Annotated in this window: 8 protein-coding genes; 7 read left to right on the top strand and 1 reads right to left on the bottom strand. The window is 64.1% G+C overall.

Annotation, left to right across the window (positions count from 1 at the left end):
• The 7 genes from EN984_RS19000 to EN984_RS18970 form a co-directional block, all read left to right on the top strand.
• On the top strand, positions 1-774 hold a 774-nt coding region (locus EN984_RS19000), incomplete at its 5' end, for a 6-phosphofructokinase (RefSeq protein WP_127383880.1).
• 35 nt (positions 775-809) lie between these two features.
• Positions 810-1,529, top strand: a complete 720-nt coding sequence (locus EN984_RS18995) for an MBL fold metallo-hydrolase (protein ID WP_127270210.1) — start codon at positions 810-812, stop codon at positions 1,527-1,529.
• Positions 1,530-1,777: 248 nt separating this feature from the next.
• Complete coding sequence (locus EN984_RS18990; protein WP_127270205.1) at positions 1,778-3,298, top strand: DegQ family serine endoprotease; 1,521 nt, start codon at positions 1,778-1,780, stop codon at positions 3,296-3,298.
• 149 nt (positions 3,299-3,447) lie between these two features.
• The gene (locus EN984_RS18985) at positions 3,448-4,059 is read left to right on the top strand and encodes a sulfite oxidase-like oxidoreductase (RefSeq protein WP_127267352.1); all 612 of its coding nucleotides are present in this window, start codon (positions 3,448-3,450) and stop codon (positions 4,057-4,059) included.
• Positions 4,056-4,802: an FAD-binding oxidoreductase gene (locus EN984_RS18980; RefSeq protein WP_127267351.1), complete on the top strand. Its 747-nt coding sequence runs from the start codon at positions 4,056-4,058 to the stop codon at positions 4,800-4,802. The genes EN984_RS18985 and EN984_RS18980 overlap by 4 nt, the downstream gene beginning before the upstream one ends.
• A 100-nt stretch (positions 4,803-4,902) precedes the next feature.
• A complete protein-coding gene (locus tag EN984_RS18975; protein ID WP_127267350.1) occupies positions 4,903-5,136 on the top strand; it encodes an AbrB/MazE/SpoVT family DNA-binding domain-containing protein in 234 nt (77 codons plus the stop codon).
• The gene (locus tag EN984_RS18970; protein ID WP_127267349.1) at positions 5,133-5,540 is read left to right on the top strand and encodes a type II toxin-antitoxin system VapC family toxin; all 408 of its coding nucleotides are present in this window, start codon (positions 5,133-5,135) and stop codon (positions 5,538-5,540) included. Before EN984_RS18975 ends, EN984_RS18970 begins: the two co-directional genes overlap by 4 nt.
• 19 nt (positions 5,541-5,559) lie before the next feature.
• Here EN984_RS18970 and EN984_RS18965 read toward each other — a convergent pair whose 3' ends face one another.
• Entirely contained in the window at positions 5,560-6,129 is a 570-nt protein-coding gene (locus tag EN984_RS18965; protein WP_245480082.1) for a hypothetical protein, read from the bottom strand.
• Positions 6,130-6,147 lie beyond the last annotated feature (18 nt).

The raw sequence follows: 6,147 nt of genomic DNA, 5'->3' as shown, positions 1-6,147 counted from the left end.
ACCATCGACAATGATCTCGAGGAAAACGACCACACGCCGGGCTTCATTTCGGCGGCCGAGTTCGTCGCCGGCGCCTTCCTGTCGGTCGATCTCGATTTTCGTGCGCTGCCCGGCATCTATGTCGGCATCGTCATGGGCCGGCATGCCGGCTTCCTGACCGCGGCTGCCGCTGCCTGGCAGCTCGACCCCGACAGCGGCCCGCACCTCGTCTACGTGCCCGAGCGCCCATTCTCGGCCGCCGGCTTCATCGACGACGTCCGCGCCACGCTCGATCGCCACAAGCGCTGCATCGTCGCCGTTTCGGAAGGGGTCAGCACCGCCGACGGCAAGGCACTGGTCGAAAGCCTGGTGCCGCCGGACCAGCTTGAGCGCGACGCGCACGGCAACGTCAAGCTGTCGGGCAGCGACCTGCCGGCCGCACTCGAGCGCGCGTTGGCGGAAGGCCTGCCGGGCAAGCGGGCCCGCGTCGATGCGCTCGGCTACATGCCGCGCGGCTATATCGGCGCCATCAGCGCGGTCGACGCGCAGGAGGCGTTCGATGCCGGCGCTTTCGCCGTCACCGTCGCCGAACAGGGCGGCGGCTCGGTGGCCCTGCAATATGACGGCACCAGAACGGTGCTGAAGAAAGTGCCGCTCAAGAACGTCGCCGGCAAGACACGCCACATGCCGGACGATTTCATGAAGCCCGATGTCAATCAGCTGTCGGATGCCGGCATGGCCTATCTCAAGCGGCTGGTGCCGGAAAAGTACAAGGTCGGGAAGCCCTTCGTCTGATGCCGGGCTCACACTTGATGCCCGGCTCACAGGTGATGCCCGACTGGTTCAGCAGGAGCGTCGTCGACGACAAGACGACGATGCTGACCGAGCCCTTCGTCCATGCCTATGTTCGGGCCAATATCTGGCATCTGCGCGGTCGCGATGCCGACCTGCTCGTCGACACCGGCATGGGCATCTGTCCGCTGGCGCCGCAGATCGAGACGGCGGAGGGCAAGCCGCTGCTGGTCGTTGCCACCCACATCCATCTCGACCACGTCGGCTCGCTGCATGAATTCCCGTTGCGGGCCGGGCCAAGGATGAGCGCGGCTCGGTTCGAGACCATGGATGAGGCCGCGACCTACGCCTACATGTTTCATGACCTCGAGGGTGCCGTCTCGAAACCGCCGGCGCCTGGATGGAAGTCGGCCGACTACAGGATCCCGCCCGCGCCGTTGACGCGAACCCTGGACGAGGGCGATGTCGTCGATCTTGGCGACCGGCAATTTCGCGTGCTGCATTTGCCGGGCCATTCACCGGATTCGATCGCGCTGTTCGACGAGGTCGACGGCCTGTTCTTCAGCGGCGATGCCATCTATGACGCCATGCTGATCGACGACCTGCCGGATTCCGACCGAGCCGCCTATGTCAGCACGATGCGGCGCCTGCTGGACCTGCCGATCCGCATCGGTCATGGTGGACACGGACCGAGCTTCGACGGCAAGCGCATGCGCGAGATTGCCACGGCCTATCTCGAGCGAAGCGCCGGTGGCTGAGGCTCCAGCGAGACAGCAAGGTGCCGCCCGACGACTTTGCGGCCCTGCCGCCGTGCGGATATTAAATCTTCGTAAGGTCGCCCTAAAACCCTAAATCGGGCGAATCCGCGCCCTAGATGCAAGGCCGTCGATCCGGTTGGCTGCCATGTAGGCGAGACGGGCAATTGCGACCTCGACACGCCGATGACCGATTTCCCCGCACGGGAGAGGCCACGGCGCTGGATCAACTCTCGCCCGGACAAACGACCATGTCAGATATCCTTCGTAGGCATCGCGTCGCGGCCTTGCTGGGCGCTGCGCTGATCATATCCCCCTTCGTCATGTCTTTCGCCCAAGGCGAGGGCAACACCATTCCGACAACCCAGACGCCTGTCGCCGGCATCACCGCGCCCAATGGCTCGTTCGCCCCCATCGTTGCCGCCGACAAGCCGGCGGTGGTGACGGTCACCACCGTCATGAAGGCACAGCCTGAAACGATGAGCGATGCATCTCCTTTCGACGGCGGCTCGCCCTTCGATGACTATTTCCGCCAGTTCTTCGGTGACCAGGGCATGCCGACGCCCAAGACGCCGCCGCAACAGCAACCGCAGCGCGCCGAGGCGCTGGGTTCCGGCTTCATCGTCGGCGCGGATGGCACCGTCGTCACCAACAACCACGTCATCGATGGTGCTTCTTCGATCAAGGTGACGCTCGACGACGGCACCGAACTTCCGGCCAAGCTTGTCGGCCGCGATGCCAAGAACGATCTCGCCGTACTCAAGGTCAAGTCAGACAAACCCCTGCCGACCGTCAAATGGGGTGATTCCGACAAGCTCATGCCAGGCGACCAGGTGCTGGCCTTCGGCAACCCGTTCGGCATCGGCACCACCGTCACGGCAGGTATCGTCTCGGCGCGCGGCCGTGACCTGCATAGCGGCCCGTTCGACGATTTCATCCAGATCGACGCGCCGATCAACCACGGCAATTCCGGCGGTCCGCTGGTGGATGTCGCCGGCAATGTCGTGGGCATCAACACGGCGATCTATTCACCCAATGGCGGCAGCGTCGGCGTCGGCTTTGCCATTCCGTCGGATCAGGCCCAGAAGGTGGTCGCCAAGCTGATGAAGGGCGGCTCCATCCAGTACGGCTATCTCGGCGTTCAGATACAGGAGGTGACACCCGATGTCGCGAGCGCCATCGGGCTCGACCATTCCGGCGGCGCGCTGGTTTCAGAGGTCAACGACGGTTCGCCGGCGGCCAAGGCCGGCGTCGAGACGGGTGACGTCATCACCAGCTTTGCCGGGCAGGACGTGAAGGATCCCAAGGACCTGTCGCGGGCGGTCGCCGATGTCGCGCCGGGCGCCAGGGAAACGGTGGATGTCTGGCGCAAAGGCAAGCCGATGCGGATTTCCGTCGATGTCGGCCAAAACAGCGCCGATGCGAAGACCGCGTCGCTGGACGACGGGTCCGACGCGCCGAGCGCCGGGCGCGCTCCGGCGATAGGGCTCGGCTTGATGGATATAACGCCCGACATTCGCCAGCAGATGAACCTAGCCGGCAAGCAGCACGGCGCGGTGGTTGCCAGCGTCAACCCCGACAAAGCGGCCGCCGCTTCCGGAATACAGGCCGGCGACATCATCGTCGCCGTCAATCAGGTGCCGGTCAAGAACGCCAGGCAGGTAACCCAGGCGATCGCCTTGGCCGGCAAGTCCGGCAGGAAATCGGTCCTGTTGCTGGTCGAGCGTGGCGACGCTCAAATGTACATCGCGGTGCCTTTTGCCAGTGGCTGAGAACTGCTGTTGACGGGAACGCGGAGCGGCAGGTCCATCGGTGACGGTCCCGCCGGTCTCCGCCCGTCAAGATTTCGGTTGCCCGTCACGGCATCTTCGAGAACATTGCGTCAGGCCGATAGTGGCCTGATTGCATGGGGATTGCCGCTATGGTCACCCGAGGTTTCTCTTCAGGACGGCGCCCGCCAGCCGATGGCGATGCCCGCATCCCGCCGGGCCAATATCTGGAACAGGGTTTTCCGGTGCTGTCGGCCGGTCCGACGCCGCGCGTGCGTACCGAGGATTGGTCTTTCACGCTGAAACATGGGCCACGCCCGATCAAGAAATGGAACTGGACCGAGTTCAACGCGCTGCCGATGACCAAGATGACACGCGATATCCATTGCGTGACAGCATGGACCAAGTTCGACACGCCGTGGCAGGGCGTGCTGGTCGACGATATCCTTGCCGATGCGGGTGTGGAGCCGCCGACCGGCTTCACGCTGGCGCACGCGTTCGACGGCTACACCACCAACGTGCCGGTCAAGGACCTCACCGCCGGCAAGGCCATGGTGGCGCTGCTCTACGAAGGCAAGCCGATCACACCGGACCATGGCGGCCCGGCAAGGCTGCTGGTGCCGCATCTTTATTTCTGGAAGTCGGCCAAATGGTTGAACGGCCTGCAATTCACCACGCGAGACGAGCCCGGTTTCTGGGAATTGCGCGGCTACCATATCTATGGCGACCCATGGCGCGAGCAGCGCTACACGGACGATCCATGAGCGATGCGGCGGCAGTGCAGTCGCCCTGGCAAACAGCCGGCATCGTCCGCATCGAAAAGCGCACGCCGCGTGTCACCAGCTTCTTTTTCCAGCCGTCTCGGCCCTTCGCCTATCGCGCCGGGCAGCATGTCGACGTCAGGCTGACGGCGCCGGACGGCTATCAGGCGCGCCGCTCCTATTCCATCGCCTCCGCGCCCGAAACGAGCGGCGCAATCGAACTGGCGATCGAAAAACTCGACGATGGCGAGGTCTCGCCCTTCTTCCACGAGGTCGCGGCAGTGGGCGATGAAATCGAACTGCGCGGGCCGCTTGGCGGGCATTTCGTCTGGCCGGAGGATGAGAGTGGACCGCTTGTTCTGGTCGGCGGCGGTTCGGGCGTCGTGCCCTTGATGTCGATGCTCCGCCACCGCGCCGCGCATAATTCAGCGGTGCCCGTCGTCCTGGTCTTTTCGGTCCGGGTCTGGGACGAAGTGATCTTTCGTCACGAGTTGATCGCCCTCGACGAACGCCAGGACGGCTTCGACCTGATGCTGACACTGACGCGCGAAGCCGCACGCCGCCCGGCCGACTATGCGCGGCGGGTAGACGTCGCGATGATGGTTCAAGCCATGACGCGGCTGCCGGAGCCGCCTGGCATCGCCTTCGTCTGCGGCTCCAACGCCTTCGTTTCCGCGGCCGCCCAAGCGCTGATCAATGCCGGCGTTGCAGCGGAAATCATTCGCACCGAACGCTACGGAGTTTGAACGGACTCTGGCGGTTCGGTAGAGACACGATGCTTCAAGCCTTGAAAATCGACCGATGAGGTAATACCTTGTCGGAATATGGTATTACCAAGGAGTGAAGATGGCCACCACCGTCACGGCAAAGGGACAAGTGACCATTCCCAAACCCGTCCGCGACCTCCTGGGGATCGTCCCGGGCAGCAGAGTCGATTTCCGGCGCGCCGCCGATGGCAGCGTGGTGTTGGCTCGGGTTGACAGAAAGCCGCCTGCGAGCCGCTTCGCCAATCTGCGCGGCCATGCCGGCGAGGGGCTCACGACCGAGGCTATCATGGCGCTGACGCGTGGCGGAGCGTGACGTTCGTCGACACCAACGTTCTGCTCGACCTTGTTACGGACGATCCCAATTGGGCGGGCTGGTCGATCGCGCAACTCGAGGCGGCAAGCCTCGATGGGCCATTGTTGATCAATGATGCGGTCTATGCAGAACTTGCCGTTCGCTACATCAGAATCGAGGATCTTGAGGCATTTCTGGATGCGGCCGGTCTCGAAATGGCTCCGATGCCAAGAGCCGCCCTTTTCCTTGCTGGAAAGGTATTCACGCAATACCGCCGATCGGGAGGATCGAGGACCGGCGTCTTGCCTGACTTCTTCATCGGCGCACATGCCGCCGTCACCAAGCTTCCGCTTCTGACCCGTGATGTCGGCCGCTACCAGACCTATTTCCCATCCTTGAGGCTGATCACTCCCGACGCCTTATAGCTGCCGGGTGGGCCTTCCTTCAGCCGACCGGAAAGAAATCCGCCGACAGCAACTGGAAAGGCAAGGCGCCATAGGCGGCCACCGTGGCCGCGTCGTTCCACTCGCGAAACTGTCGCGATGGTCGCGCCTCGAGCGTCAAGGCAACTCGCGCGCCGCCGAGAGTCACCTTGCCGCGAAAATGCAGCACGCGTTCCCTGCCGGACCGGCTGATGGCCATGGCGCGCAGGCGGGCAATATGCTCGCCACCGTCATTGATCTCCATCTCGATGCGGCGCCGGACCGGCGGAACGCCGATCCTGACGGTGATTTCGAGCATCATGTCGCCGGTCGTTTGCGGACAGGCGATGGCCTGCGAAAACACCAAAGGCGCCGATGCTGCTTGAGGCTTGCGCGCGGCCGATCTGCCGCGCCAAGGTGTGGCGGGCGGCTCCTGCTGCAACCGGCCCTTCTTCCGCTTCAGGCGCAACTGCTTGGCAAGCCCGCGCGATAGCCAGACAAGACCGCCGAAATCCGTGCGCGGCTTGGCTTGCAGAACCGACGACCAACGCGACAGGCCAACCCCGTCGGCCATGTCCAAGATTCTGGCCATTGTCGGTTCCGGCACCGG

The organism is Mesorhizobium sp. M7A.F.Ca.CA.004.12.1.1 (assembly GCF_003997835.1).
Classification (GTDB): Bacteria; Pseudomonadota; Alphaproteobacteria; order Rhizobiales; family Rhizobiaceae; genus Mesorhizobium.
Note: the sequence above shows the minus strand (reverse complement) of the source record. Positions and strands in the feature narration are given on the sequence as shown.